This window comes from Tindallia californiensis, assembly GCF_900107405.1.
In the GTDB taxonomy this organism is placed as follows: Bacteria; Bacillota; Clostridia; order Peptostreptococcales; family Tindalliaceae; genus Tindallia; species Tindallia californiensis.
On sequence record NZ_FNPV01000007.1, the window covers coordinates 41,652 to 67,074 of the forward strand.

Below are 25,423 nucleotides of genomic sequence, written 5' to 3' on the forward strand. Positions count from 1 at the left end.
CTATCCCTTAAGATTTTCTTTCGCGAAATCTAGACTGTCCTCAAATAGTAGCGCTAGCACTCGTTCTTATTGGCAATAGATCTTTAGAGCTTCTTGAAAAAATTCTGCGCAACCTTCTGCAATGTCATCGTAATACTTTTTGAACCGAATGTCATCGACATAGGTTTGGGCCAATCCAAGGTGTGCTTCTTTTGAGTAATGATTCCAATAGTACCCAAGCCATTCTTTGTGCAAAGCGCATGCCTTTTGGGCAGCTTCACTGGAGGGATCCTGCTGCTCAAAGGCAGCGTTTAATGCTTCTTTGATTTGCTGGGATAATGCTTGGCTTTTTTCATATTTCTCTGGTGTTAAGCCCATTATTTTGGTGTTGCTGGCATCTATAACATCGTCACCATAGGCTTCTCGGATCTCTGCTCCATATTGTTGTTCATTGTCTTCAATCATTTTCTTTTTGAAGCCTTCGAATTTTTCTTTGTCAGTCATTGTTCCTTCTCCTTTCGATGTTGCAATAGTTTTTTCCACATTGGATATCAGCAACTCTATCTGCTCTTTTTTTTCTTTTAGGGCCGACAGGTGGCCTTGCAGCAATGTGATCCCATCGTAGTCTTTTGACCAGATGATTTTTTTGATTTCGTCAAGGGGTACACCTAACTCTCGGTAGAACATTATTTGCTGAAGTACGTCAACTTCCTTTTGACCGTAAACCCGGTACCCATTACTAGGGATCCGTCGTGGAGATAAAATCTCTATCTCATCATAATATCGCAGGGTACGGGTGCTAACGCCCGCAAGTTTTGCCAGCTTGTTAATGTTATATTCCATCGTTTTCTGCTCCTTTCTTAATCATTTCGCTCTCCCTTCTGCTGTTAACCCCTTGTCTATAAGATAAACGATTACGTTACGTAAATGTCAACTCATTTTAGAAAAAATTTTTATCATTGCTAAAAGGATGAACCCAATCGCCACTACCACTATTGCAAGTAAACCTAAAACTCCCATAGTAAATGAAACTTCCTGATCCGACGATTTTTTTCAAGGCGAACTTTACTGACCTGATGAAACTCTCTATTGTGAAGGAAAATTAGCGGCTGGTGATATCCGAGAAAGCTACCGGTCTCTTTATGACTAGGAAAATAGGACAAGGCGAGTTCAAAAGATAATAAAAGGAAGGACAAGGCAAAAGTTAGGTTTACAAAGGAGCATGATAGAGGGGCTTTCGCTTTCCACCAGCTTATCTTTATTTATAGCACCAGGGCGTGGATATGGGGGGGTTGATTTTCTCAGTCATTACTCTAATATGAAAGTGAGTGAGTCAGTCATTTTTAGGTTATCATTTCAGACGGGAGGATTGATGAATGTACGAACAGTTTTATAAATTGGACCGGGAGAAACAGAAGCGGATCGTAAATGCTTCCCTTAAGGTGTTTTCGGCTGACGATTTTAAACATGCGTCAACCGACGATATAGCAGCAAAGGCCCAGATAGCTAAAGGGTCTTTGTTCCAATACTTTAAAAACAAGAAAACCCTTTACATGTTCATGTATAACTATGCATTACAGATGTTGGGAGATAAGGCTCAAGCGGAAATCAGCTATGATGAAAATGATTATTTTGAAATACGCAAAAAAAATTTAGAGATTAAGAGCATGCTATATAAGCAATATCCTTTTCTGTATCACTTTATTCTTAAAGCCCAGAAGGAAAAAGATCTTGAGTTGGCTGAGTGGATTACGAAAGTAAACAAAACATTCCAAACCAGAGTGGATCAGCAAGTATTTGCCAATGTTGATTATGAGCGATTTATGGAAGATATCGACATCGAGAACCTCAACAAGATGATATCCTGGTGTTCTGAAGGCATCTGGAATGAAGGAGAGGCAGATGGAATAGCGGTTGAAGAAATGGTTGCTCAGGCACATGAAATGTTTGACTTTTTCAAAAAAGCAACATATAAGCCAGACTATCTTGTTGTTGAAAGGGGCAAATAAATTGCGGTTTTTCGAATTAGGAGAGGAGAATAACCCAGCAATTGTGCTGATTCACGGTTATGGTGTTTCCTGGAAAATGTGGCAACCCCATATTGAGATATTAAAAAAGGATTATCGTTTAATTGTTCCTGCCCTGCCAGGGCATGACCTCGGAGAAAAATCAACTTTTCTTTCTGTGGAGGATACAGCCAGGCAGATCAACGATTACATACAAGCGAACCTTCAAGGGAAGGTGCGCGGAATGATTGGGTGTTCACTGGGAGGCACCATTGCTGTAGAAATAATGGCTCAAGGTCAGATCCAATCAGAAATCGTTATTATTGATGCGGGTCCTGTTGAGGCGATAAGCAAACCTTTAAGGCATGTCTTCGCTTGGATTCGAACTTTACAAAATAGATTGATTCGCAAAGGAAACAAGACTGTTTTGAATGCCTTAACAAACTCATACTTCACCATGGAAGCGGTTGAAGATCTCTTGAAAACGGCCGAACATATGTCTGTCGAAACTTGTCGAAACGTTCAATTTTCAGTCTTTGGTTACACGGTACCGGACACGATAGCCAAGTCTGGTGCACGTTTTGTTTATTGGTATGGTTCCAAAGAGGCCATCCTGTTAAAAAAGTCTGTTAGAACCTTTGCGAAATATGTTCCCGGTGCAACGATCCAAGTTTTTGAAGGTTACAATCATGGTGAATTAGTCGTTTCAAATCCTGATCTTTTTGTAAAAAATGCAACGATGGTCATCAACTCTAATCCTTCATAATTCATGACTTTATATATCATTGAAAAGGGGTGCCGAAGAAATGAAAATAGTATTTGAAGATTTGAATGATGAAGTTATATATAGAATCTATGATGTTGAACCGAAATATGAAAATATTTTACAGATGTGCTTTTATCAAAAGGATGGCCGAGGATATATAAAAAAATATCCGAAGAATGCAAAATACTTGGATAAAATGAAGAAGCGATATTATCAAAATGCGCAACGAATGTTTGATCAATTAGGATATTTTTGTGATGTTCCATGGGAGAAGGGATTAAAGAAATTTTGCTCGATGGTTCAAGATAGCAATATCAATTGGTGGCTAACTGGAAGTTGTGCTGCCTGCATCCGTGGAGTTGAATTAAATCCACATGATATTGATATAATGATAGATTCAAAATCAGTAGCAGAGATAACGGAGCTTTTCAAAGATTACTTAATAGAACCAATCATCAACACAAATGGATGGTTAACCAAAGACTTTGGTGTCATATTTATGGATGTCAGAATTGATATTGCATCGGATCCTTCACCTGTTTTAGATGAACCAGAACCGGTTGATTGTGGCCCGTTCGCATTAAACCATTTGGAAGTTGTAAATTGGAACGGGTTTCAGATAAAAGTACCTCCTTTAGATTTGCAGTTGAACGTAAATCGGAAAAGAGGGAGAATGGACAGAGTAAAAAAAATGGAAGAATTTTTACATCATGGAAATTAAATAAGGTTGACATCCTGTTGGTCTCTGGCCCTGAGGGGATATGAAGCAGTATGGGAGGGATTTAGTATGTTTACACTGACAAAAGAATTCTGCTCGTCATATGGAAAAATAAAATATGATGTTCAAGGGGAAGGCTCACCGATCATTCTTGTACACGGAACTCCTTGGTCATCCTTTAATTGGCGACATATCATTCCTTCGCTTAGTCAATGGTTTACTGTATTCTATTACGATCTTTTAGGTTATGGGCAGTCAGAAAAAACTGAAGGGAAAGATGTTTCACTCGGAACTCAAAGTAAGATTTTCGCAGAACTTCTTAATCATCTGGGGCTTAAAGCGCCTATTGTGGTTGGGCATGATTTTGGTGGAACCACTACTTTGCGTACGTACCTATTGGAAAAACGAGATTTTGATAAAATGATACTAATTGATCCAGTTGCAATGGCACCTTGGGGATCTCCATTTTTCTCCCATGTAAAAGAGCACGAAAAAGCTTTTCAAGGAATTCCTGGTTACATACATGAGGCTATGGTTTCTGCTTATATTCAAGGAGCAACCTATCGATCAATGGATCAAGAAACCTTGAAGGGAACAATTAAACCGTGGCTTGGTTCAACTGGTCAGAACGCATTTTATCGTCAAATTGTACAAGCAAGTGAAAGGTATACAAATGATATCGAGCCTCTTTACAGTACAATAAATCATCCAGTATTGATTGTATGGGGAGAACAAGATAATTGGATCCCAATTGAAAGAGGTCACAAATTGCATAATCAAATTAGCACATCTAAATTTATGTCGATACCTAATGCAGGACACTTGGTTCAGGAAGATGCACCAACGATACTTCTGTCACATATATTAAAATTTTTGAGAGATGAATAGAAATTGCTATTATTGTATGGTTTCACTCATCAAGTGATGGTCGATTTGACTATGGTTTCCATCTCCCTGTATTTGGAGTGCATAGTCTTAACGTTTCTGCCCAATCAGGTATAACCTATTCAAAACATCTAAGGAAGTGAAGCATGGGTAAAAAAATTAAGAAAAGCAAAATTCTCCTAACTTCAGTTGTTATTATTTTAACAACATCTTTGTTTTCAGTATGCACGAATAATGCTGTAACTACTTCGCAAATTGACTACATTAATCATAAAACACCAAATGAGTTTAATGAGTTTACTATTGTTCAAATTTCCGATGTACATAACAAAAAATTTGAAAGAGACCAGAAAGGTTTATTAAGAAAGATTAAAACAGTTGCTCCTGATATGATTGTTGTTGCAGGGGATTTAATTAACAGAGGAAAGTATGACATTGATCATGCAATGGTGTTCTTATATGGTGCGATGGAAATTGCTCCTGTCTACTATGTTTTAGGAAACCACAAAACATGGTCGGGTGATTATGGAATCATGCATCAGAAATTGCTAAACAGTCGTGTGCAGATACTTGATGACATTAAAGTTAATTGGATAGAAGCTGGAGGCAAGACAGAAATAATAGGTTTATCAGACCCGCATTTTTTCGTATCGAACGATATGGAAAGATCCAATATATTACAATTAGCAGAACATCTAGCGAATTTAATGGATGTTTCAGTTTTTCAAAGTTTATCCCATCAACCAGAGATTGTTGAGCTATATGTAGACGAAAACATAAAGATCACTTTTTCAGGGCATCCCCATGGAAGTCAGTTTAAACTACCTTTTATTGGAGAGTTAATTGCACCTGATCAAGGGTTGTTTCCGGGTCTCTGCACGCAAAATCTATCGACCCTGATTGTCAGCAGAGGACCGGGTAATAGTGTAATCCCGGTTAGAATCATAAACAAGTCGGATATTGTGGTTGTGATTTTCTGAAGGGGTTATTGAAAGATCGAAATTGCCAGTTATAAGAAGGCTAGAGCATATGTCATCAAATTTATTTTATAAGGGATTGAAATGAATGGGAGAAAGAATAATTTTTATGGTGCCTGTAATGCTTTGCGCAATCGTGTTTATTAGTATAGGGATATATTCCATCAATAAGAAAACACCAATGCATTTTTGGTCTGGAACTACGGTGAAAACAGAAGACATATCCGATACGAAAGCATATAATAAGGAAAATGGCATTATGTGGATAACATATGGCTCCACATACATCCTTTCTGCAATGGCATCATTTTTTTGGAAAAGCAGTATTGGAACGATGATTGGTGGCTTATCCGCTTCAGTTGGATTAATTATATTGATTTTTGTTTATCATCGGATCTATAAAAAATATCAAGCATAGGAGAAATGATAAAAATGTTCTCGAAAGACTTAACTGAACTGATCCAAAAGGATTATCATAATATTGCAGGGATCGTTATTCGAGACAATCAAGAAACAATTTTTGAGAATTATTTTCATGGATATACACAGAATGATACGCTACACATAGCCTCTGTTACAAAAAGCATCACATCTATTTTGATGGGAATTGCCATCGATCAGGGATTAATTCAAAACGTAGAGCAGACTGTTTTGGATTTTTTCCCGGAATATGAAGTAAAAAAAAGAGAAAAAACAATCCATAAAGTAACAATAAAGCACTTATTAACAATGACTACACCATACAAATACAAGTACGAACCGTATACAAAAGTATACTCAAGCGAAAATTGGACAAAAACGGTGTTGGATTTGTTAGGTGGTAAAACGTTAAGTGGAGATTTTAAGTATTCAACAATAGGATTACAAGTATTATCCGGAATCATTGAAAAAGCAACTGGTAAATCATTAAATGACTTTGCCGCGGAAAATCTTTTTCAGCCACTGGATATGAAGAAACCAAATAATTTAGGCATAAATAACAGAGAGGAATACACCGCTTTTCTAAAAGATAAATATGTGAACGGATGGATAATCGATCCACAAGGTACTAATACCGCGGGTTGGGGACTAACCTTGACGACAAAAGACCTGGCAAAAATCGGACAGTTATATCTGAATATGGGGAAATGGGGCAATCAACAAATTATATCGAAGGAATGGATTGAAGAAAGTACCAAAGTTCATAGCAAGTGGGGTGAACGATCCTATGGCTATCTGTGGTGGATCGTTGACGACAAGAAAAATAAATGTTTTACGGCCATAGGAGATGGTGGAAATATACTATATGTGGACGCTGGGAATAAGATAGTGGTTGCAATTACTTCTCGATTTATGCCAAGAGCTAAAGATCGGATTGAACTGATTAGAAAGCATATTGTACCACAAATCGAGATGAGAGATGACGGCAAAAGTTGAGCACGCAACCCTTCTCTGACATTTGTTCGTTTCACTATGCGGTTAAAAAAAGAAGTACAATTGATTCATAGGAGATAATAATTTGAAAAATTTTAATGAACTTTCCAAGATGGCTTACAATAATAAAGCGGACTATTATAATGAAACTATTGATGGGAAGTTTACATTGAAATTTAAAAGACTGTTATGTGAAAACATAGTCGTAAAAGATCACAGTAAAATCTTAGACATCGCTTGTGGTAATGGAACACTATTGAAGATGTTGTCGCAGGAGAATACGTTTAATGGATATGGCATTGATATTTCTGATAAAATGATCAAGAATGCATCAAAGATTTGTTCTGAAATGGTATTCAAAGTAGCTGGATGTGAAAAAATCCCTTTTGAAGCAGGGTTTTTTGATGTAATAACTGTTTGTGCAGCATATCATCATTTTCCAGATACGAAGGCTTTTGCAAAGGAACTTTCCAGAGTGATTAAAAACCATGGATTTATATACATAGCAGATATTTATTTGCCAACACCTTTGAGAGTTATTATTAATCCATTTGTACCATTATCCAAAGAAGGAGACGTAAAGTTCTATTCACCGCAAGAAATAATGAACAATTTGCAAGTTCATGGTTTCAGACAGATTCGTATCATAAAGAAGGGATACATTCAAATGATATGTATGCAAAAATACATGTGAATGGTGACGTTATAGTCAGGATAATATGGATCGCAGGCGTTCGAAAAAGGGACCTGTTCCCAGATCGGTAATTGAAATGGAAGCTCACATAACCGTCCGGTTATCGTCCGGGGATCACCTGACGAAAAAATTAGAAGGAGGCATTATGATGAAAAAACTCTTTGTCAAAGACTATCACCAATTAAGCCTGACGGCTTTTGATTTGTTTCTTCAGGAATTTCAGGATAATCCGGCAGGTACTTTTGGTTTTGCCACTGGTTCTACTCCTATTGGATTCTATCAACGTATCCTGGAGGATCATGCCCTCTATCAAACCGACTATTCCAACATAAAAACCTTTAATCTCGATGAATACGTGGGGCTCGATGAACACCAGCCCCAGAGTTATCATCACTTTATGCGCCATCAGCTTTTTAATCCACTGGGGATTGGTAGAGAGCAGGTCCATATCCCAAAAGGAAATGCTGAAGACCTCCAAAAGGAATGTACACGCTATGAGTCCTTGCTATCCTCCAACCCCATCGATCTTCAGATTCTTGGAATTGGTGAAAATGGCCATATTGGTTTTAATGAACCAGGAACCACTTTTGAGTCAGGGGTTCATATAACTACCCTTAAAGAGAGTACTCGCCAGGCGAATAGTCGTTTTTTTGACTCCATCCACGAAGTTCCTACACAAGCCATTACCATGGGCATCCAAAATATTCTTCATGCTAAGAAAATCCTGGTGTTGGTTTCTGGTTCTTCCAAGGCTCCTATTCTCAAAGAAATATTTCATCATCCTGTCACCACCAAGATTCCTGCCAGCGCTCTGCATCATCATCCAGATACTACGTTTATCATTGATGAAAAAGCGGCTGTATCTTTATCTGATGACTAGCAGCGGTAATCAATCCCAGCCACAGATGCCCTTGAAAAACACTATCCATAAAGGCTTCCTCTAAAACGACTTTAATTACCCTTGCCGATAGAGGGAGCATCTTTTTCTAATCAATCACTGGATTGCCTTCCATTCAGTTCCTTTTTTATGCTTCTCCAGTCTGGTAAAAAGTTGTCCATGTAGGACTTAAACCGCTCATTATGGTACCTTTCCAATAAATGAGTCATCTCATGAACAACTATATACTCTAGACAGCGGGGATGCTTTTTTCCCAAATCGAGATTAATCCATATTCTCTTATCTCTGATGTTGCAGGTGCCCCATCTGGTTTTCATTCGCTTAACGCCCCAATCTTCTACCTTTACTCCCATAACAGGTTCCCATTTCCGGATCAGTTCTGGTATTTTCTCTTTCAGATATTTTCGATAAAACTCTTGCATGATCTTCTCCCGCTTGCTTTTATCCTTACCGGGACGTACATAAAGATCCAGTTCCTTTTTCCTGTTCCCGATCTCTACTCGTTGCTTTTCTTTATGATCTTCAATGATATTGAGTGAATAGCTTTCGCCGGCAACATAATGGCTTTCTCCTGCTATGTAATCCTTCGGAAAACTTTGCTCCTGATTCTCCAAACGATGTTGCTGTTTTTTAATCCAGGGCACTCTGGAAGTCAGAAAAAACCGCAGGGCTTCTTCATCAACCCCTTTAGGTACTGAAAGCCTTACCCTTCCATCTGGTGGATGAACTGATAAATTCATATTTTTGATTTTTTTTCGTAAGATCTCTACCTTCAGTTCATCAATGAATAAAAAAGAAGTTTTTGTCCTCTTTTTCATAGCTTTTTCACCTTATTTCTACCTATTTTGATCTGTTTTGATCTGTTTTGATCTGTTTTGATTTGTTTTGATTTGTTGCTAGTCATTTTTAAGCTTCTATGATACTTTCAACTATTAGGGCAATAAAGGATTCTTGCAATCCTCTAGTATGTTTCGCAGTGTTTTTTCAAACTCCTGATCTTTGCTTTTATCCCGTTTTTTGGGCTTTGATGTGTAAATTCCCTGATTTCTTAGTTTTCGGTTGATATGACGGCTAGAAAGCATTCCGTCGATATTCTGGTGGTCCATTACCAGGCCATTCTGATTCAGGGTGATAGCGCCTCTTCCCAGACACATGGCTGCTAGCCCCTGATCTTGTGTGATGACGATATCGCCTTTTGAAAGGCGGTTGACAATATAATAATCGGCGCTGTCGCTGGTAATGTCTACTGTCACTACTTCTGCATAGTCATCTTCCAGAACATGGGCATGGTTTTTGACTAATGTAATGGGTACCTGAAACTCTTTTGCCAAATTGATGGCTATCTTTACCACCGGACATCCGTCTGCATCCACTAATATTCTTCTCATCGTCCACCTTCTTCGTTTTTCTTCCACCGATAATTGGCTCCTACCATAGATGAAATCATGGTTGCTAAAAAGACAAGAACCATCAGGCTAATATCTCCTGTCTCACCAATGCCGTTATTTTGTCCAGTGGTCAGATGCCTGAAAAAAAAGACGCCTGCTGTTATCATAGCCGCATTTCGCATGCCTATTGTTACGATAAATCTTGTTTTTCCTGCTTTTCTTTCATCGTCCCAGGAATTAAATGAATTGTCTTCCAGTTTTCTCATTTTATGCCTCCAGTAATTTAGGGACCACTTTTTATGGTCTGTGTTTTCATACACTACTTTGCACTACTTTACACTACTTTACACTATTTTTTGCCTTTGCTTTTGTTCTTGTTCTTGCTCTTACCTTGACCTTGCCTTGACCTTGCCTTGACCTTGTTTTACAAACAGGATATCATGCATGATCCTCATAGTCACGATGTCTTTTTTGATTGTGAGCCACCAAATCTTTTCTTTGCTTATTTTTCAAGTGGCTTCATTTCTGATAAAATCAAATTAGCAGGCAAATAAGTAAATTATTCAAGCCTGACCCCATTGACTGCTGACCCCATTGACTGCTGACCCCATTGACTGCTGACCCCATTGACTGCTGACCCCATTGAAATTACTAAATCAATTTCATCTCAAAACTTGGGGGATTCGCTAAATGTTTCTTTACTGTACACAGTTCCATAGACTTCTGCATCGCTTTCTTGTACTTGTCAGGGAATCCCTCAGGAAGAGCCAAGCTAAGTGTCATTTTCCCTATAAGTCCCGTTTCCGAGTCTCTTTCTCCGTCTAGCTCAAGCTTAAGGCCTTCAGTGCTAAGTTCCTTGCTTTGACAAAAGCTCACAGCGTATATACCTGCGCAGGTTGCTATGGAAGCTAGAAAAAGATCAAACGGAGACGGTGCCGAGTTCTCTCCTTCAGCAGCTACGGGCTGGTCTGTATGGATTGTAAATCCTTTCATATGTGCGTCGACTTTTTTCCCACCTGGGAAACTAACTTCTACCATTGCCATATAATCACCTCATCTTTAATTTTGTCCACCTATATGATACCTAAATTCCACGTCCTTTTACGATAATCATTGCAATTCAATGTTTTCGCATACCCTACAAAGAATTTAAGTAGTTACTTCTACATTATAACATTTCATGCACCCCTTTCAATGACGACACTATAAGTATTCAAATAGCTCTTAACTTTGAAAATGTTTCATAAGCCCCTTATTAAAGCTACTTTAGAACAGAAATGTTCTGGTCATTCTTTTCAAAAATCAATATAGACATTTTTCATATACTTCCCCATAAGGATATTTTCCTGACAGCTTCATAATCACAGACCTAGCCTTTTTGATAATTTTAGCATCAAAAAAACCTACTTCGCAGGGCAAAAAACATATAAGCAGGCACTGTTTTGCAGCAAGATTATCAATTCTTATTGGTTGTGATATAATAAAAAAGCAATATATCCCAAAGGAGTTGGTCAGATGAAGAATATTTACTTTCTATTTGTTTTAATTGCGTTGCTCATATTCACTGGTTGTTCAAGCAGTAATAATCCCGCTTCGGAAGATTTGCCAGAAGAGGTCAACGGCCTGGAAACAGAAGAAGTTCCACCAGAAGAACAATTGGATGAAGAAATGGAAGAAATGGAAGAAGTAAGTCCTGTTGATATGATTGAAATTGGTCAGCAAATAGAAGAAAAAACGAATGTGACCGTAGATGAAAGCATGCTGAGAATCATAGAAAAAGAAAACCCCGAAGGCATCCAATTGGCTAATGATATCTTTCAAACTGATTGGTACAACAAGTCAATAGGAGCTTATTTCCGAAAAGCCGACCCAGGCGACGGCCACCTTGGAGAAGTATTTCTCGTAGAAGAAACAGGTATGAGAACGGGCATTATTTTTAGTAATATGATTTTTGAATATGTACCACTTCTCTCGCAAGAAAAAGAAAACAGCACCATTTTCATCATGAATCGAATAGAATTAGCTCTGTCTGAATATGACGAAGAAATAACAGAAATCGTAGCGTTGGATATAGTAAACGAAAAGGAAGAATATTTGATTGTTCGAGCCCTCAACCCTGATGGCAGTGAAGTGCGAGAGACAACATATGAGTACATTGCACCTAATTTAGATCAATTCAATGAAGTGATTTTCGATTATTTAGATTAAAGTTACGTTGAAGATCAATGACGCTTAAAGTTAGTAAATTAGTAAATAAGTAAATTATTCAAGCCTGACCCCACTAGTCTTAAAAAGGAGGCCGATGGTTACACCGGCCTCCTTTTGCTTTTAGGTCATTGTTTCTTCTTTTATTGCCTGCATTGCCTGAAGATTACTCTGTGATTAATTCTAAAGCTACTGGAATGTAGCTTTCTACTTCTTCTCCTGCCAACAGGGCAACGGCTGTTTCAATTCCCAGAGATCCAATAAGCTCTGGTTGCTGTGCAACAGTTGCGGCCATTTGACCTTCTGCAACGGCTGCCTGAGCATCGTCGGTCGCGTCAAAACCTACTACCATGATTTCTCGGCCGGATGCTTCGATGGCTTGTAAGGCACCTAAAGCCATTTCGTCATTGTGTGCAAATACAGCATCAATGGTTTCTTCGGCTTCCAATATATTTTCCATAACGCTAAGACCTTCTTCTCGGTTGAAGTTAGCGGTTTGGCGTGCAACTACTTCAATATCAGTTCCTTCAACAGCGGCGTTAAAACCGGCTCCTCGATCTCTTGCAGCAGAAGCTCCTGGAACGCCTTCTAATTCAACTACGTTTCCTTCGCCTGCCAGCTGCTCAACTATAAACTGTCCAGCCATTTCTCCTCCGGCTACGTTATCAGAAGCTACGTGAGCTACCACTTCGCCACCTTCCGCACTTCTGTCTAAGGTGATCACAGGGATGTTGGCTTCGTTGGCCATTTGAATAGCGCTTTCTACCGCATCACTGTCCACTGGGTTGATGAGGATCGCAGCTACTTCTTGTTGCACCAGGTCTTCCACATTAGACAGTTCCTGAGCGGAATCGTCTCTGGAATCCAGTACGATTAAGTTGTAACCAAGGGCTTGTGCGGCTTCTTCAGCTCCTTCTTCTAAGGAAACAAAGAATGGGTTGTTCAGCGTGGAGATGACAAGACCAATATCTCCTGTTGCTTCTTCAACGGTGTCTACTTCCTGCTCTACTTCTACATCTACTTCTGGTGCTTCTTCGGCGGTGTCTCCACCACAACCTGCTAGTACTCCCAGTAAAAGTACCAGGATTCCTCCTACAGCTAAAAGCTTCTTAAACTTTCTCATTTCTTATGTTACCCCCTTTTTTTTATAAAAAGCTGATGAATTAATCAGCCTTTTTACGATCTAATAAGACAGCAATCAGAATAACTACGCCCCGAACCACCAGTTGGTAGTAGGAGGATACATTCAATAAGTTCAGCCCATTGTTGAGAACGCCAATAATAGTGGCTCCGATAAAGGTTCCGAAGATGCTTCCGATTCCTCCAGCAAGACTGGTTCCTCCAATAACCACGGCGGCAATAGCGTCCAGTTCTGCTCCGTCACCTATCGTAGGTGGTGCAGAGCCTAGTCGAGAAATAATGATCATTGCTGCCAATGCGGCTGTAAACCCGGATAGTGTATAGGCAAACAACTTGATTCGGTCTGTATGGATTCCTGTTAAGCGAGCCGCCTCTTCGTTGCTTCCAGTAGCGTAAATGTATCGGCCCTGCCTGGTTTGTGTCAAAATATAGTAAGCAAACAAAAAGGTGATGATGGTTAGAATTACCGGTACTGGCACCACACCCACCATGCCTCTGCCAATAAAGTGAAAACCTTCATCCAAGCCGCTGATGGGTCGTCCACCGCTAATGACCAGCGTTCCCCCTCTGGCCATGGTCATCATGGCTAAGGTAGCAATAAAGGGTGGTACTTTCCCTTTGGTAATAACCAGTCCATTGATAAATCCTAACCCACTGCCGGCCAATAGTCCGATGATCATCGCCATCGGTGCCGGTAAGCCCATTTGGGATACGAGGGCGGCACTGACACCGGAAAAGGCCAGAATAGAGCCTACGGATAAGTCGATGCCTCCGGTTAAAATAACGAAGGTTAACCCTACGGCCATAATAGCGTTTAAGGAGGTCTGCCTAAGAACGTTAAACAGGTTGGTGACGGTGAGAAACCTGGGTGTCAGAAAGCTCAGCACCACACAAATTAACACTAAGCCAATAATGGATTGAAATTTCAACAAATTGGTTTTCAGATCGTCTTTTTTCATATGCTCTTTCCATGCGGTCAGCTTAGCGTTTATACGGCTCACGAAATCCCTCCTACAGCACGTTCCATAATTTTTTCCTGAGTGGCTTCTTCATGATGAAACTCTCCGGTTATCCGTCCTTTATGCATAGTAAGAATTCGGTCACTAATGCCCATGACTTCTGGCAGTTCGGAAGAGATCATGATAATGGTCACGTCTTTTTGTTTCAGCTCATTAATCAGATGATAGATTTCTACTTTTGCTCCTACATCTACCCCTCTGGTGGGTTCATCTAAAATCAATACTTTTGGATTGGTCATTAACCATTTGGCAAAAACCAGTTTTTGCTGATTGCCACCGCTTAAATTTTTCACTTTTTGAGCAATGCTTGGGGTTTTCACCCGAAGTTTATCAATGTATTCCTGGACGGCTTTTTTCTCTTCTGCTTTTTTTAACCGACCAGTAGCGGTGGTAAGTTCGCCCAGAGAGGCCAGTGTTACATTGCGATATACTTCGTGTTCCAGAAAAAGGCCTTCTGATTTTCTGTTTTCTGATAGGTAAACGATTCCTTTATCGATGGCGTCTTTTGGTTTTTTGATCTTTACAGGACACCCTTCCAACTGTATTTCGCCTTCATAGGGATAAACCCCAAAAATGGTTTTGCAAAGTTCTGTCCGTCCAGCTCCCATCAATCCGAAAACACCAAGCACTTCTCCCTTTCTGGCTACCAGATCAATTTCATAAACATGTCCTGGCGCTGTAACGCCTTTAAGCTCCAGGATGGGGTTTTCCGGTTTAGGTGCCACCCAGGGAAATTTATCTTCCAGGTTTCGACCCACCATCATATGAATCAGTTGATCCGTGTTGACTTCTGAAACGGCTTTGGTCCCCACATGGCTGCCGTCTCGTAAAACATGGATCCGATCAGCAATTTGAAAGATTTCTTCCAGTTTATGACTGATATAAATAATGCCTTTGCCTGCTTTCCGTAAGGCGTTGATCACCTGAAACAGGGTTTTGGCTTCCTGTGGTGTCAGTGCGTCTGTTGGTTCGTCCATGATAATGATTCGACAGTTCATGGACAGTATTCTGGCAATTTCGACCATCTGTTGAATTCCAATGCTTAGGTTTTTCACCGGACGGGTCACATCGATACCGGTGATTCCCAGTTCCGTCAACCATTTTTCACTTTCCTGGCTTAAATACTGCCAGTCGATTTTTTTGGTGATGGGATGAACTTTCTCTCTTCCCAGAAAAATGTTTTCCCGAATAGATAGATGAGGAATTAAGCTAAGTTCCTGATGAATAATGCCAATTCCCCGAGCCATGGCTTCCTGTGGGGATGTAATGGACACCGGCTGTCCATCGATCAGAAAGGTTCCTTCATCGGCCTGATAAACACCACTTAGGATTTTCATCAAGGTGGATTTACCAGCACCATTTTCTCCTAAAAGGGCGAGTACTTCTCCCTTATTTAAGTCCAGGCTTACCCGATCCAAGGCCCGTACACCGGGAAAGCTTTTGCTGATTGCTTGCATCTCCAGTAAAGCCATTTAAAACACCACGCCGGATTTCAAAATAACATTTGCAAAAGGTGTGTATTCTCCGGTTCTGACAATGGCTTTGGATTTAGCCGCTTCCAGCTTTAGATTTTCATGAATCACTTCCCGAATATGGATCTTTGGATTATGCTTTTTAAGACAACTCAGGATTTCTTCATAAAAAACCGGATTGCTTTCTTTGGTTTCATTGGCAATGGTGACTTCTTCCACCTGTAACTCAGTCAAAACGGCTTCCAAGGTTTCCATAAACCGTGGCACATCTTTTTTCAATGCCAAATCGATGCGTTTTACCTGATCTCCTACAGGGAAACCGGCATCCACAATGGTTAATCTCTCCGTATGGCCCATTTCGGCAATAACGCCGGAAATATGGCTGTTGATTAAGGCTGCTTTTTTCATGGAACATGCTCCTCTCTCTTAGGAAATGTTAAGGGGACGGTTGGCTTTTTCTTTCAGCTACAGATTCTCTGATCAGCAGTTCTGGTTTTAAGATCACTTGCCTTTTCTCTAATTTTTTTCCTTCTATCAGGCGAATTAACATATCCGTAGCCATTTTTCCCATTTCATAGGAAGGCTGATGGATGGTGGTTAAGGCTGGATCGATCAGTCTGGAAATCTGAATATTATCAAAACCCAGCACGGAAATATCTTCTGGTACTTTCAGTTGACGGTTTTTAATAGATCGCATAGCTCCGACGGCCATTAAATCGTTGGCGGCCATAACAGCCGTGAAGTTTCGGTCTTTTTCCAATAGCTCAGTGATGCCTTTTTCACCGGTTTCGGCTTTATAGTCTCCGTAGTAGATAAGCTGTGGGTTAACGGTTATTCCAACATTTTGAAGGGCGGCCATGTACCCTTCCAGCCTTTCTTTTCCAACCAGAGAGGTTTCCGGACCGGAGAGGTAGGCTATTTTCCGATGACCTTGCTTCAGTAAATAATTGACTCCCAGCATCACACCCTGATACCCACAGGTATAAACGCTAGGAAAATCAAAGGGACTGGCAGCGGCCCGATCCAGTAATACCAGGGGTAATTTAAGTTTTTCTAATAAGAGGCCATGCTCTTCTGTGGTTCGGGTGGAACTGGTTAAAATAATGCCATCCACATATTTTTTCTGTAACATCTCTAAATAGAGCTTTTCTTTTTTCTGATTATTATCGGTATTGCAAAGAATGATATTGTAATTTCGATGATTTCCGGTATCTTCGATAGCCCGAACCACCTGGGGGAAAAAGGGATTGGTGATATCGGGAATAATAAGGCCAAGGGTATTCGTTTTTTTGGTGATAAGCCCTCGGGCCAAATAGTTGGGCTTGTAGTCCAATTCTTCGGCAATCCTTAAAATGCGTTCCTTGGTTTCCTTTTTAATGCCAATTTCTTTTTGGTTTAGCACCTGAGAAACCGTTGTAATGGAAACGCCTGCTTTCTTTGCAATGTCCTTAATAGTAATCATTGGATAAGCCCCTTATACGGTAACTAAAACCTTTTAGTCATTTAAAATTAGCACAGCCCTTCCCATTAGTCAAGACGAAATAATCAGCGATGTAGTGATTCTATGATGATCTTTCTTAGGATAAATCTAAAAACCTCGCCTTAGCAAAGCAACCATGGCGAGGTTTTAAAGAAGCGATTAATATTCGTATACTTTCTGATATTCACTTGGATTTTTTATCATGGTAAAATCGTTTCCATGCTGCTGATAAACTGCATCTACGGTGGAATCGATGATATGCCATTTGCCGTTTAGGTATACTTCGTTCCAGGCATGATATTCATCAACGTGAGAAGTATATCCTTTCACCAGTTTAACAGGGATGGCTTCGCTTCGTTTCATGGCGGCCAAAAGAGACGAATAATCATAACAGATACCTTTTTTCACCCTATAAGTTTGAACGATATCCGGCAAATACGTTGAAGTAAGCGTCGGGATCTTATCAAAATCATACCGGTAGTTATTGATTATATATTCATAAACGGTTTGGATTTGTTGGTCTTTGCTGGTTTTATCACCAATCATCCGTGCACTGTTCTGTATCGGTGGATCTTCTGATGCCCAGCGAATTTCCTGAATCGAGTTAAGAAAAACCAGGTTTGGATCTTCTAAAGCCAGGTTCACTTGCGTACTATCCACAAAACTGTACCGGTTCCCGCCTATGTTTTGAACCACGTCTATCTTATAAGTTCCGTTGCCCATTTGTAACGGAAAACTATCCACGGTGCCATCCGGTTTTAATTGATAGGTATATCGCTGATCACCTTTTGTAATCATCACTCTTAAAGGTCGGTCATGGGAAGCATTGTAATGAACATGAACAACCCCCCTATCCAGATCACTGGTATCAAAAACAGGACCGGAAGCTTCTGCTTTCAGCGGATTCACCACCATAAACCCCATTATCAACAGCATGATTATCCATTTTCTCATGGTTACCACCTTCTTTATTTTATCCCTTATTTTATACCTTGTTTTATACCTTGTTTTATTCATTGGACTAGATTTCTAAGTTTCTATGAGTTTACATAATATTATACTATTTTTTTACCCCGCTGTCACCTAAATAAACCTTACAAATTCATGACGAAAAGCCACGTAAATATTTCTTTAAGACTTCTGGATGAACACAGTGAGTCAGAGCATCTTCTCGATGTATTTTATCTTCCTCCACCAATTTTGCCAGGCTTATATCCATGCTGATCATGCCTTGAGCCTTACCGGTCTGAATAGCGGCATCTATTTGTGGAATTTTACCATCACGGATCATGTTTCGAATAGCACCGTTGACAATTAAGATTTCAAAGGCTGGCACCAATCCACCTTCTTTTGACGGCATTAATTGTTGCGATACAACGGCATATAAGACAGTCGACAACTGTACTCTTATTTGATCTTGTTGATTGGCAGGAAAAGCATCGATAATTCGATCGATGGATTTAGCTGCTCCTACTGTATGCAAAGTAGAAAACACTAAATGACCGGTTTCAGCCGCCGTTAAGGCAATGGAAATGGTTTCATGATCCCTCATTTCGCCCACTTGGATAACATCGGGAGCTTGTCGAAGGGCGGAGCGCAAGGCTTTGGCATAGCTTTTGGTGTCCATGCCAATTTCCCGTTGATCTACCAGGCTTTTTTGATGCCGATGCAGGTATTCAATCGGATCTTCCAGGGTTAAGATATGGCATTCCCTGTTTTGGTTAATTAAATGAATAATAGCTGAAAGGGTGGTGGATTTTCCGCTGCCTGTTGGCCCTGTCACCAAAATCAAACCTTTTTTTCGTTGATAAAAATCCAGAATGCCAGAAGGAATTCCCAGAGCTTCTGGGTCTGGCTGCTCAAAGCTAAGTACCCGGATGGCCGCCGCACTGGTACTACGTTGAGTATAAGCGGCTACACGAAATCGTCCAATACCGGAGAGCGAAACCGAAAAGTCTTTTTCTCCATTTTCTATAAATTCTTCGTAATGTTTTTCTTTATGAAAAAGGCTTTTCACCAGTTTTTCCGTATCTTCCGGTCTCAAACAATCATTTTCCATAGGCCTGAACCGTCCATTAATCTTTAGTGTAGGAGGCCTGCCTACCGTAATAAATAAATCGGATGCTTCTTCCTTTACCGCTATTTCTAAAAGTGTTTCTGCATCATGCATCAATTAATCCACCTCCACGTCCCAAAACAGGATGCCATCATCATACTCAAAAATTTCCGGAATGCTTCGCCAGCTTGTTATATTGATTTCCGGCGGTGCCTGTAGTTGAGCTATTACCTTAAATTCTACCAGAAAATCCTGGGTTTTGCCTTCTTTATCGGCTAAAACAAGAATTTCTCCTGCAAAAAAGGCTGATTCCGATGAAGTATCTCTTGTTTTTAAGGATGGCTCCAAGCTAACCGTTTCAAGAAGGGAGATTTCTTCTAATGTTTTCATAGCATCCTGGTAAAAAACCATATGCCAGTTATTGGTTTCATCCTTTTCGCCGTTTTCCTCCTTTTCATGATTCACCTTCTCCCAGGCTGTATGAAGAGCTTGGTGTGTAAGAAATAATTTTTCTGACGCCTGACTTTCCTGCTGATAATGATGTTCTGTCCATTCAGCATTACGACGGGCAATGGCTAGTCCTGAATAAGAAGCCATCATGGAGAAAACGCCCAACAACATGAGGGTCATCACCATCATGATCACCATTACCGTTGCACTTCCCCTTCGGGAGGCGGCGTTTCCTGTTTCCCTTAGGTTGTTATCTTTATTCCTATGCGTAGGCTTTTTTCTCATCAGAAACCCTCCTGTTAGGGTAAATAGCGGGTGGTACTTATTTGGTAAATCAACGGATTTTTTTCAGTTTCTAGTAGATAGGAACCAATTTTTTCAGATTTCAGTGTCAGGCGTACAAGCTGACTTCCTTCCAACAGAAGAATTTCCTGTGGTTCAAGAAAGATTTGTATTCGAAATGCGGCCTCTGGTGTCAACCCGTCATCTGCCAGGCTTCTTTCTACTGGTTGCCAGGTTGCATCTAAATAGAGGGTTGCCCTTTTGATGCCATTTTCTTCTTCAACATCAGCAAAGAGCATCCTTTCATGCCGTAAAAAATCATCGATTGAATTCGTAGCATCTAAAAGATGAATGTATTGATTGGTTTTGAATACACTATTGTCCAGATCTTCTGCTTTTTCGTTTAACCGGCTGGAAGTTACCAGTACCTGCAATACGTATACGCTGATAAGCGCCAAGATCCCCACTGCAATGATTACTTCAATCAAGGAAAACCCTTCCTGTTTTTTAGTCATTGCCTTCACCCCTGTTTTTTTGGGCTGTCTCTAGACTGTCTCCCTCTACTGTCTTTCCTTCGGTTTTGATGTGATAAAACCATTCTAAGCGTCGAACATCTTCGGACGGATATCCTTCATCCGTCTCCAGATTATGACCAACAGACAACCATAGTCCACCTAATACTGGGTCTTTTTCAACATCAAAAAAATCTATTTCAGTAATGATATAACTAAAATCTTGCCGCCGTTCCTGACCCGGACTGATAATAATTTCTTTTAGCTTCCCATCTTCCTGATAAATCCAGTTTTCAAAAATCTCTCCAAAATAGACTTCTTCAATCACTAAGGCTTCCGAGGGTAATGCTGGATCTGTTCGAAGGCTGACGGCACCGGCCTTGTCGTTTTGACGAAGTCTGGTATTGATATAGGATGCCGCTACTCGCCGCTGTGATTGTTGATCCTGACGGTCTACCATTCGATGAGTCGCTTCATTACTGGCGATAATGAGGGTGAAGGTGCCCAGCCCTAAAAACACCAGCAGCGCCATGACCAGTATCAATTCTATCAGAGAGTAGCCTTGCGGTTGACGGATCTTGTTCATTTTTATCGCCTCCCTTATAAAAGGAAACCAGGATTCGCTGCCGTCCTTAGTTCCATCGTCGATAAACTCCTATTTGTGGCATAATATTCGATCCAATGATTTCATAATGATAAAAATAGGCGTCCCGATTCAGTACCAGCCCATAATGTTCTTCCAGATACTCTAAGTCCGGCGGATAGCTGCCTTCCAGAGCATAGCACTGAACAGCAGCTCTTTTAACAGCTTCTGTGATATGATGCAGGCTTTCTTCTCCGGCTTGGTTCAAGTCTCTGTGGATGCTGCTAAACAAGGTGACTGTCACCACCAGGATGATCAGTAAAGAGATCCCGATACCTGCTTTTTCCGTTTTCATCTTATGATCCCTCCTGCTACATGCTTCCGGCTATACTAATACGGTTAAAAAATCCTTCATCGCTTTCATAGCTTTTATCCGATGGTGGAAATGATTTGAATCAATGGGAGCATTACGGTCAGTAAAATAATCCCTACAATAAGAGAAAGGATCGTTACCAAGGTTGGCTCCACTGCAACCGTTATTTTTTTAAGAGCTCTGCTGGATTCCTGTTGATAAAGATCAGCGCTTCTTTTCAGAAAACCTTCCATTTCACCGGTTTGATTTCCCATACGAATCATCTGAATCATCATTTTCGGCAGTAAACTCATTTCTTCCATCGCCTGTGCTATATCCATGCCTTCACTAATTTTATGACGGCAGGCTTCCATCTTTTGTTTGGCATATTCGTTCCCTATGGCTGATGTTGACAAATGGAGGGCATCATCAAAAGCAAGTCCGGCTGAAACCAGCATATGAAGGGCGTGACTCAGACGAAAAGCCAACCATTGTCTGTTAACGGATCCAAAAACCGGAAGATGGTATTTCCATCGGTCTATTGTAACGTTTTTTCCTTTGTTTCTTCCAAAGATTAGAAGAGCCAATGCCAGTCCCATCAAAAGGAGTACCAATATCCCCAGATTATTTCTTAAGCTTTGGCTTAGGTTTATCATCATTTGTGTGCTGCCGGAAATATCTCCGCCAATTCCTAGTAATATCTGATGAAACAAAGGAATCACCTGAAGGACTAAAATAAGTACCACCGCTCCCATCAGAACGGATAAGATAAGGGGGTAAGCAACGGCGTTTTTCATTTCTTTTTCCATTTCTTCCTGTTTTTCGTAATAATCAGATAAGCGATAGGTTTCTTCATCCAGAGTACCCGCTTCTTCTGCAATACGAAGCATTCCTTTCAGGTAAGCCGGAAAAAAGGGTTGTTTCTCCAAGGCTTCCGAAAGTTTTTTTCCTTCTTTAATTTCTTCTTGAATTTCCTGGGCAGCCTGTTTGAGTTGTGGCTCTTTTATTTCAGCTGAAAGAATTTTCAGCCCGTCCAGAAGCGGAATACCGGATCGGTAGACAACGGATAATTGATAACAAAATAACGAGAGAAGCCCTGATTTCATCTTTTCACCTCCAAAATTAATACGACAGTACTAGTCATTTTTCTGAAACAAAATTCTCTAAAACACAGTTGTTATGCTTCATATCTACCCCCTTCCCCCAGGCTTAAGCAAAGAATCCTGCTGATCAACAGGAGTGTTTGTGGCAATTGTCGTCGGATAAAAAAACAGCCTGGCCATTCTTTGGAAAAAATCCTTGTTGTGATACAATCAAAACGAGTACCATCAACATACTACTTACGCCTTGGGAGGACTGTTCATGGAAGAGAAAAAAGGATTTTGGGAAGATATTGGTTCAAATTCAGGCATCATTGTTTTTTTACTCTTATTATTGATGCAAATGTATCGCTTGGATCTTCAGGTAAGCCGTATTGATAATCAGCTGCACCACCTTGTTGGCTCCAATGAAATAGCAATGCTTTCTCATGAAATTCAACAACTTAATCAGGAAGAAGCCATGATTTTTAACGAAAGCTGGTCTGTGAATGCCGTTGATCTGGAAAAGCAACTGATCACCCTTCATTATGAATGGTCTTTGCGAGAAGTATGGGAAGATGCACAAATCGGGTTACAGCTGTTGGAACTTGAGAGAAATCAAGGATTTTCTCAGGAGCAGGGTGTACATCAGTGGACAATAAAAGAAGCGGAAATGGTAGGGTTAAACCGTTTTCAGGCGGAAATAGAGGTTTCTCCGGCTCATGATTATCAAGTTCAACCTTTTTCAAAGGGTGCTGCTACCACCTTGAACCGGCCCAGCTCTGTCCCTTACTACTTATACCAGCCACCAAACCCCTCTATTACCACTTATTCCATTCATCACAGTAATGAACCAAATTATCAGACCGGAGATAAATATATAGGCTTTCGGCTGGACGAACAAAGTGCTTCCAATGGTCTTTGGGAAGAATATCCGGAGTTAAGGTATCTTCCTAAAACCGTCGAAGCTGAATTTCGGATGAATGGTAAAGTGTTTCAACAAGCTTTAAGAGAAGAAGAGGAGGAATCGCTGATAGGTGGTGAGCCTTCTGGCGAAACCCTGTGGATCCTTGATTTTCCTGCTCATAAAGGCAGTGCTGCTTTTGAGAATCTGATACTGACGGTGGAATATCACAACGGCATTCGCCTTTCTTATGATAAATCAGAAGAACTATATTTATTTTTGCCGGAGGTTATGTAAAAAACCATCCCTTCCAACCTTAAAGACCTGACGCTTGGTTTCGTGTCTTTGAGGCTGGAGGGATGGTTTAATGATCCAAAATCTCTTCTCTCCCTACCACTACAAATCTTCCAGTATCATCATGATAAGAACAGGTAACCAGCGTAATAAACCGGTCAGAAAAATCAACGTCGAAATCAACGTCGGTGCTGATCTTATGAAGAGAAACCCTTTGCACCTGATCTATAAAGTCATCCAACTCCGTCTGTTTCTCAAACTCCAGATACTCATACCATGGAAAATCATTGCGAAGCATATGCAACTCTGAATAAAATGCCCCAATAACGTGAAATTCTTTCTCTTCATAAAGTGTGATCCACTGTATTATCCTGTTCTCCTTAAAAAAAGTCTCATCTGTATATCTCAGAAGATCAGAAAACATACTGCCGTCTTTCATGTGATGGCCATAAATAATATAGTTTGAATGATTATCCTTAAATCGGCCATCGAGAAACGGTGTCCCTCTAGTAGTTTTTTTCTGATAAAAATCCCTGTTGATATAATATTCCGGGTCTTGCGGTGTAAACATCACCGGAAAGTCAATTTGTGTTCCTTCTACTCGTATCCACCCAAAAATATCTTCATTCTCATTCATCAAGCTTTCTATAAACGGTACCCGGCTAGTCTCTTGATGAACCAATGATAATGCTAGTTTTTCTATCTCTTTCTTGTCTTTTTGATCTGTCCTATGTTCTTCCTTCATCATCTCAAAGGTCTCTTGGGTTACATATGCTTCTTGATAGTATTGAAAAAGCAAAATACTGTAGTAACATGCGATGAGAATGCATCCACAGCCAGCCATTTTTTTGATATGCTTCTTCAGCAATTCTTTACATCTCCATTTCTTTCATTCTTAAATATCCAAAAAGCACTCAAAAGTGACCATATCACCATCACATACCATCTAGCAATTGGTGTCGAATCTCCTGTTTGCGGCAATCTTGGACCACCAATCCGAATGCCATTTTCATCTATATAAAATGACTGTCCATCTTCTGTTGTCATTTTCGTATATCTTCCTAATGCAACACCATGTGGATCCTCAAGTATAAAATAAGAAGGTCCACTTTCTGGATCTGGAGGAACTATAAATTTTGGTATTTCCGGATCCGGATCGACTGGCTCTGGATCTGGATCAGTCAAGTTTAGGTCTTGATCTGGGTCTGGATCAACCGGTTCCGGGTCGACTGGTTCCGGGTCGACTGGTTCCGGGTCTGGATCTGAACCTGCTGGATCTGGGTCTTGATCTGGATCAACGGGGTCTGGATCAGTCGGTTCTGGGTCCGGATCAACGGGGTCTGGATCAGTCGGTTCTGGGTCCGGATCGACCGGTTCTGGAACTGGACCTGGGCCTGGACCTGGGCCTGGTGGGTCTGGGTCTGGATCAGTCGGTTCTGGGTCCGGATCAGTCGGTTCTGGGTCCGGATCAACGGGGTCCGGGTCTGGCGTTTGTCCCAATACATAATCTACTGTCAACCCGACCTCGTTTAGATCAAATCTATCGTACTCTAATTCTATCCAATCATTACCCCAGTCTACGATCTTAAAGTTTTCCGTATTATTTTCAACGGAAGGGGAGGCAAAGACAGCCCCTATGGTTGTAACCATAAAATAGCATAGAACAAGGAAAAATACTAAGTAACTTCTTTTCATTTATATCACCCCTTCGATTAAGCATCTATAATGCTCCCCGTTTTCAAGACACAAAATGGACTTTTTAAGTTAAGCTCCTTTCCATCTTTTGATTTTTATGAAACCAGGGTTAATTGATCTTGATGTTAGAATACTTCAGGACATACACCCCCAAGGGATGAATACGGTCGACACGT

At 40.5% G+C, this 25,423-nt stretch carries 30 protein-coding genes; 11 read left to right on the forward strand and 19 right to left on the reverse strand.

Annotated features, from left to right (window positions below):
- Nucleotides 1-66: 66 nt before the first annotated feature.
- A complete protein-coding gene (locus tag BLV55_RS10515) occupies nucleotides 67-822 on the reverse strand; it encodes a MerR family transcriptional regulator (protein WP_093314193.1) in 756 nt (251 codons plus the stop codon).
- A gap of 533 nt (nucleotides 823-1,355) precedes the next feature.
- Between BLV55_RS10515 and BLV55_RS10520 the strand changes: the two genes are divergently transcribed.
- The 9 genes from BLV55_RS10520 (at nucleotide 1,356) to nagB (ending at nucleotide 8,318) form a co-directional block, all read left to right on the forward strand.
- The gene (locus BLV55_RS10520; RefSeq protein ID WP_093314195.1) at nucleotides 1,356-1,988 is read left to right on the forward strand and encodes a TetR/AcrR family transcriptional regulator; all 633 of its coding nucleotides are present in this window, start codon (nucleotides 1,356-1,358) and stop codon (nucleotides 1,986-1,988) included.
- Nucleotides 1,894-2,751, forward strand: coding sequence for an alpha/beta fold hydrolase (locus tag BLV55_RS10525; protein ID WP_143033196.1), 858 nt, complete (start codon nucleotides 1,894-1,896; stop codon nucleotides 2,749-2,751). Before BLV55_RS10520 ends, BLV55_RS10525 begins: the two co-directional genes overlap by 95 nt.
- Before the next feature lie 40 nt (nucleotides 2,752-2,791).
- Nucleotides 2,792-3,472, forward strand: a complete 681-nt coding sequence (locus BLV55_RS10530) for a nucleotidyltransferase domain-containing protein (RefSeq protein WP_207646069.1) — start codon at nucleotides 2,792-2,794, stop codon at nucleotides 3,470-3,472.
- 66 nt (nucleotides 3,473-3,538) lie between these two features.
- Nucleotides 3,539-4,357, forward strand: a complete 819-nt coding sequence (locus tag BLV55_RS10535; RefSeq protein ID WP_093314199.1) for an alpha/beta fold hydrolase — start codon at nucleotides 3,539-3,541, stop codon at nucleotides 4,355-4,357.
- Between the two features lie 143 nt (nucleotides 4,358-4,500).
- Nucleotides 4,501-5,334: a metallophosphoesterase gene (locus tag BLV55_RS10540; protein WP_093314201.1), complete on the forward strand. Its 834-nt coding sequence runs from the start codon at nucleotides 4,501-4,503 to the stop codon at nucleotides 5,332-5,334.
- Between the two features lie 85 nt (nucleotides 5,335-5,419).
- Nucleotides 5,420-5,749 carry a hypothetical protein gene (locus BLV55_RS10545; RefSeq protein ID WP_093314203.1) on the forward strand — a complete coding sequence of 110 codons (330 nt, stop codon included), beginning with the start codon at nucleotides 5,420-5,422 and terminating at the stop codon, nucleotides 5,747-5,749.
- Nucleotides 5,750-5,763: 14 nt separating this feature from the next.
- Nucleotides 5,764-6,747, forward strand: coding sequence for a serine hydrolase domain-containing protein (locus tag BLV55_RS10550; RefSeq protein ID WP_330386610.1), 984 nt, complete (start codon nucleotides 5,764-5,766; stop codon nucleotides 6,745-6,747).
- Between the two features lie 82 nt (nucleotides 6,748-6,829).
- Nucleotides 6,830-7,438 carry a class I SAM-dependent methyltransferase gene (locus BLV55_RS10555; RefSeq protein ID WP_093314207.1) on the forward strand — a complete coding sequence of 203 codons (609 nt, stop codon included), beginning with the start codon at nucleotides 6,830-6,832 and terminating at the stop codon, nucleotides 7,436-7,438.
- Nucleotides 7,439-7,586: 148 nt separating this feature from the next.
- Nucleotides 7,587-8,318, forward strand: a complete 732-nt coding sequence (gene nagB / locus BLV55_RS10560) for a glucosamine-6-phosphate deaminase (RefSeq protein WP_093314209.1) — start codon at nucleotides 7,587-7,589, stop codon at nucleotides 8,316-8,318.
- Nucleotides 8,319-8,428: 110 nt separating this feature from the next.
- Here the strand turns inward: nagB and BLV55_RS10565 are convergent, their stop codons facing one another.
- From BLV55_RS10565 to BLV55_RS10580, 4 genes are all read right to left on the reverse strand, one after another.
- On the reverse strand, nucleotides 8,429-9,154 hold the full coding sequence (locus BLV55_RS10565) for a M48 family metallopeptidase (protein ID WP_093314211.1): 726 nt from the start codon (nucleotides 9,152-9,154) through the stop codon (nucleotides 8,429-8,431).
- Between the two features lie 114 nt (nucleotides 9,155-9,268).
- Nucleotides 9,269-9,724: a YaiI/YqxD family protein gene (locus BLV55_RS10570; protein ID WP_093314213.1), complete on the reverse strand. Its 456-nt coding sequence runs from the start codon at nucleotides 9,722-9,724 to the stop codon at nucleotides 9,269-9,271.
- Nucleotides 9,721-9,990: a hypothetical protein gene (locus tag BLV55_RS10575; RefSeq protein WP_093314215.1), complete on the reverse strand. Its 270-nt coding sequence runs from the start codon at nucleotides 9,988-9,990 to the stop codon at nucleotides 9,721-9,723. The genes BLV55_RS10570 and BLV55_RS10575 overlap by 4 nt, the downstream gene beginning before the upstream one ends.
- Before the next feature lie 385 nt (nucleotides 9,991-10,375).
- On the reverse strand, nucleotides 10,376-10,768 hold the full coding sequence (locus BLV55_RS10580; RefSeq protein WP_093314217.1) for an OsmC family protein: 393 nt from the start codon (nucleotides 10,766-10,768) through the stop codon (nucleotides 10,376-10,378).
- Between the two features lie 471 nt (nucleotides 10,769-11,239).
- Here BLV55_RS10580 and BLV55_RS10585 point away from each other — a divergent pair, with 471 nt between their 5' ends.
- Complete coding sequence (locus tag BLV55_RS10585; protein ID WP_093314219.1) at nucleotides 11,240-11,932, forward strand: hypothetical protein; 693 nt, start codon at nucleotides 11,240-11,242, stop codon at nucleotides 11,930-11,932.
- Between the two features lie 163 nt (nucleotides 11,933-12,095).
- Here the strand turns inward: BLV55_RS10585 and rbsB are convergent, their stop codons facing one another.
- The 12 genes from rbsB to BLV55_RS10645 all read right to left on the reverse strand — a co-directional run bounded on the left by rbsB (nucleotide 12,096) and on the right by BLV55_RS10645 (nucleotide 22,381).
- Nucleotides 12,096-13,052, reverse strand: coding sequence for a ribose ABC transporter substrate-binding protein RbsB (gene rbsB, locus BLV55_RS10590; RefSeq protein ID WP_093314221.1), 957 nt, complete (start codon nucleotides 13,050-13,052; stop codon nucleotides 12,096-12,098).
- Between the two features lie 40 nt (nucleotides 13,053-13,092).
- Nucleotides 13,093-14,070: an ABC transporter permease gene (locus BLV55_RS10595; protein ID WP_330386611.1), complete on the reverse strand. Its 978-nt coding sequence runs from the start codon at nucleotides 14,068-14,070 to the stop codon at nucleotides 13,093-13,095.
- On the reverse strand, nucleotides 14,067-15,560 hold the full coding sequence (locus BLV55_RS10600; protein ID WP_093314223.1) for a sugar ABC transporter ATP-binding protein: 1,494 nt from the start codon (nucleotides 15,558-15,560) through the stop codon (nucleotides 14,067-14,069). Before BLV55_RS10600 ends, BLV55_RS10595 begins: the two co-directional genes overlap by 4 nt.
- Complete coding sequence (rbsD, locus tag BLV55_RS10605) at nucleotides 15,561-15,968, reverse strand: D-ribose pyranase (protein ID WP_093314225.1); 408 nt, start codon at nucleotides 15,966-15,968, stop codon at nucleotides 15,561-15,563. It abuts the gene before it with no gap.
- Between the two features lie 28 nt (nucleotides 15,969-15,996).
- Nucleotides 15,997-17,022, reverse strand: coding sequence for a LacI family DNA-binding transcriptional regulator (locus BLV55_RS10610; RefSeq protein WP_093314227.1), 1,026 nt, complete (start codon nucleotides 17,020-17,022; stop codon nucleotides 15,997-15,999).
- 177 nt (nucleotides 17,023-17,199) lie between these two features.
- Nucleotides 17,200-17,994 (reverse strand): transglutaminase-like domain-containing protein, encoded by a 795-nt coding sequence (locus BLV55_RS10615; protein WP_176968377.1) that lies wholly within the window; start codon nucleotides 17,992-17,994, stop codon nucleotides 17,200-17,202.
- A 148-nt stretch (nucleotides 17,995-18,142) separates the two neighbouring features.
- Nucleotides 18,143-19,210 (reverse strand): type IV pilus twitching motility protein PilT, encoded by a 1,068-nt coding sequence (locus BLV55_RS10620; protein WP_093314231.1) that lies wholly within the window; start codon nucleotides 19,208-19,210, stop codon nucleotides 18,143-18,145.
- Nucleotides 19,211-19,213: 3 nt separating this feature from the next.
- Nucleotides 19,214-19,831: a hypothetical protein gene (locus tag BLV55_RS10625; RefSeq protein WP_093314233.1), complete on the reverse strand. Its 618-nt coding sequence runs from the start codon at nucleotides 19,829-19,831 to the stop codon at nucleotides 19,214-19,216.
- Between the two features lie 14 nt (nucleotides 19,832-19,845).
- Nucleotides 19,846-20,343, reverse strand: a complete 498-nt coding sequence (locus BLV55_RS10630) for a PulJ/GspJ family protein (protein WP_093314235.1) — start codon at nucleotides 20,341-20,343, stop codon at nucleotides 19,846-19,848.
- Nucleotides 20,336-20,926 (reverse strand): DUF4860 domain-containing protein, encoded by a 591-nt coding sequence (locus BLV55_RS10635; protein ID WP_093314237.1) that lies wholly within the window; start codon nucleotides 20,924-20,926, stop codon nucleotides 20,336-20,338. Before BLV55_RS10635 ends, BLV55_RS10630 begins: the two co-directional genes overlap by 8 nt.
- Nucleotides 20,927-20,972: 46 nt before the next feature.
- Nucleotides 20,973-21,278 carry a hypothetical protein gene (locus BLV55_RS10640; protein WP_093314239.1) on the reverse strand — a complete coding sequence of 102 codons (306 nt, stop codon included), beginning with the start codon at nucleotides 21,276-21,278 and terminating at the stop codon, nucleotides 20,973-20,975.
- Nucleotides 21,279-21,352: 74 nt separating this feature from the next.
- Complete coding sequence (locus tag BLV55_RS10645) at nucleotides 21,353-22,381, reverse strand: type II secretion system F family protein (protein ID WP_093314241.1); 1,029 nt, start codon at nucleotides 22,379-22,381, stop codon at nucleotides 21,353-21,355.
- A gap of 256 nt (nucleotides 22,382-22,637) precedes the next feature.
- On the opposite strand from BLV55_RS10645, the gene BLV55_RS10650 reads away from it, so the two are divergent.
- Nucleotides 22,638-23,555, forward strand: coding sequence for a hypothetical protein (locus tag BLV55_RS10650; protein ID WP_093314243.1), 918 nt, complete (start codon nucleotides 22,638-22,640; stop codon nucleotides 23,553-23,555).
- 67 nt (nucleotides 23,556-23,622) lie between these two features.
- Here BLV55_RS10650 and BLV55_RS10655 read toward each other — a convergent pair whose 3' ends face one another.
- Both BLV55_RS10655 and BLV55_RS14615 read right to left on the reverse strand, forming a co-directional pair.
- Nucleotides 23,623-24,420, reverse strand: coding sequence for a class B sortase (locus tag BLV55_RS10655; RefSeq protein WP_093314245.1), 798 nt, complete (start codon nucleotides 24,418-24,420; stop codon nucleotides 23,623-23,625).
- Nucleotides 24,414-25,247 (reverse strand): hypothetical protein, encoded by an 834-nt coding sequence (locus BLV55_RS14615; RefSeq protein WP_176968378.1) that lies wholly within the window; start codon nucleotides 25,245-25,247, stop codon nucleotides 24,414-24,416. The genes BLV55_RS10655 and BLV55_RS14615 overlap by 7 nt, the downstream gene beginning before the upstream one ends.
- Between the last annotated feature and the right edge of the window lie 176 nt (nucleotides 25,248-25,423).

What these genes read in the sequence shown, in the direction of transcription:
- BLV55_RS10515 (WP_093314193.1), bottom strand. Translation starts at nt 822, where the DNA reads ATGGAATATAACATTAACAAGCTGGCAAAACTTGCGGGCGTTAGCACC.
- BLV55_RS10520 (WP_093314195.1), top strand. Translation starts at nt 1,356, where the DNA reads ATGTACGAACAGTTTTATAAATTGGACCGGGAGAAACAGAAGCGGATC.
- BLV55_RS10530 (WP_207646069.1), top strand. Translation starts at nt 2,792, where the DNA reads ATGAAAATAGTATTTGAAGATTTGAATGATGAAGTTATATATAGAATC.
- BLV55_RS10535 (WP_093314199.1), top strand. Translation starts at nt 3,539, where the DNA reads ATGTTTACACTGACAAAAGAATTCTGCTCGTCATATGGAAAAATAAAA.
- BLV55_RS10540 (WP_093314201.1), top strand. Translation starts at nt 4,501, where the DNA reads ATGGGTAAAAAAATTAAGAAAAGCAAAATTCTCCTAACTTCAGTTGTT.
- BLV55_RS10545 (WP_093314203.1), top strand. Translation starts at nt 5,420, where the DNA reads ATGGGAGAAAGAATAATTTTTATGGTGCCTGTAATGCTTTGCGCAATC.
- BLV55_RS10550 (WP_330386610.1), top strand. Translation starts at nt 5,764, where the DNA reads ATGTTCTCGAAAGACTTAACTGAACTGATCCAAAAGGATTATCATAAT.
- nagB (WP_093314209.1), top strand. Translation starts at nt 7,587, where the DNA reads ATGAAAAAACTCTTTGTCAAAGACTATCACCAATTAAGCCTGACGGCT.
- BLV55_RS10565 (WP_093314211.1), bottom strand. Translation starts at nt 9,154, where the DNA reads ATGAAAAAGAGGACAAAAACTTCTTTTTTATTCATTGATGAACTGAAG.
- BLV55_RS10570 (WP_093314213.1), bottom strand. Translation starts at nt 9,724, where the DNA reads ATGAGAAGAATATTAGTGGATGCAGACGGATGTCCGGTGGTAAAGATA.
- BLV55_RS10575 (WP_093314215.1), bottom strand. Translation starts at nt 9,990, where the DNA reads ATGAGAAAACTGGAAGACAATTCATTTAATTCCTGGGACGATGAAAGA.
- BLV55_RS10580 (WP_093314217.1), bottom strand. Translation starts at nt 10,768, where the DNA reads ATGGCAATGGTAGAAGTTAGTTTCCCAGGTGGGAAAAAAGTCGACGCA.
- BLV55_RS10585 (WP_093314219.1), top strand. Translation starts at nt 11,240, where the DNA reads ATGAAGAATATTTACTTTCTATTTGTTTTAATTGCGTTGCTCATATTC.
- rbsB (WP_093314221.1), bottom strand. Translation starts at nt 13,052, where the DNA reads ATGAGAAAGTTTAAGAAGCTTTTAGCTGTAGGAGGAATCCTGGTACTT.
- BLV55_RS10600 (WP_093314223.1), bottom strand. Translation starts at nt 15,560, where the DNA reads ATGGCTTTACTGGAGATGCAAGCAATCAGCAAAAGCTTTCCCGGTGTA.
- rbsD (WP_093314225.1), bottom strand. Translation starts at nt 15,968, where the DNA reads ATGAAAAAAGCAGCCTTAATCAACAGCCATATTTCCGGCGTTATTGCC.
- BLV55_RS10610 (WP_093314227.1), bottom strand. Translation starts at nt 17,022, where the DNA reads ATGATTACTATTAAGGACATTGCAAAGAAAGCAGGCGTTTCCATTACA.
- BLV55_RS10615 (WP_176968377.1), bottom strand. Translation starts at nt 17,994, where the DNA reads ATGAGAAAATGGATAATCATGCTGTTGATAATGGGGTTTATGGTGGTG.
- BLV55_RS10620 (WP_093314231.1), bottom strand. Translation starts at nt 19,210, where the DNA reads ATGCATGATGCAGAAACACTTTTAGAAATAGCGGTAAAGGAAGAAGCA.
- BLV55_RS10625 (WP_093314233.1), bottom strand. Translation starts at nt 19,831, where the DNA reads ATGAGAAAAAAGCCTACGCATAGGAATAAAGATAACAACCTAAGGGAA.
- BLV55_RS10630 (WP_093314235.1), bottom strand. Translation starts at nt 20,343, where the DNA reads ATGACTAAAAAACAGGAAGGGTTTTCCTTGATTGAAGTAATCATTGCA.
- BLV55_RS10635 (WP_093314237.1), bottom strand. Translation starts at nt 20,926, where the DNA reads ATGAACAAGATCCGTCAACCGCAAGGCTACTCTCTGATAGAATTGATA.
- BLV55_RS10640 (WP_093314239.1), bottom strand. Translation starts at nt 21,278, where the DNA reads ATGAAAACGGAAAAAGCAGGTATCGGGATCTCTTTACTGATCATCCTG.
- BLV55_RS10645 (WP_093314241.1), bottom strand. Translation starts at nt 22,381, where the DNA reads ATGAAATCAGGGCTTCTCTCGTTATTTTGTTATCAATTATCCGTTGTC.
- BLV55_RS10650 (WP_093314243.1), top strand. Translation starts at nt 22,638, where the DNA reads ATGGAAGAGAAAAAAGGATTTTGGGAAGATATTGGTTCAAATTCAGGC.
- BLV55_RS14615 (WP_176968378.1), bottom strand. Translation starts at nt 25,247, where the DNA reads ATGAAAAGAAGTTACTTAGTATTTTTCCTTGTTCTATGCTATTTTATG.